This is a genomic window from Paenirhodobacter enshiensis (assembly GCF_000740785.1).
Taxonomy (GTDB): domain Bacteria; phylum Pseudomonadota; class Alphaproteobacteria; order Rhodobacterales; family Rhodobacteraceae; genus Rhodobacter; species Rhodobacter enshiensis.
The window spans coordinates 1-327 of sequence record NZ_JFZB01000111.1; the positions used below are offsets into that span (position 1 = coordinate 1).

General features: G+C 51.4%; 1 rRNA gene. It reads left to right on the plus strand.

The features are described 5' to 3' along the window. Positions 1-327, plus strand: a 16S ribosomal RNA gene (locus CG50_RS16765); the annotation flags it as partial.

Here is a 327-nt window from a genome sequence, read left to right on the forward strand (position 1 = left end):
TGGTGACTGTAGGTCATGAATAAGCAACGGCTAATTACGTGCCAGCAGCCGCGGTAACACGTAAGTTGCGAGCGTTGTTCGGAATTATTGGGCGTAAAGGGTGCGTAGGCGGTTTGATAAGTTTGGTGTGAAATCTCTGGGCTCAACCCAGAGTCTGCATCGAAAACTGTCGGGCTTGAGTATGGGAGAGGTGAGTGGAATTTCCGGTGTAGCGGTGAAATGCGTAGATATCGGAAGGAACACCTGTGGCGAAAGCGGCTCACTGGACCATAACTGACGCTGAGGCACGAAAGCTAGGGGAGCAAACAGGATTAGATACCCTGGTAG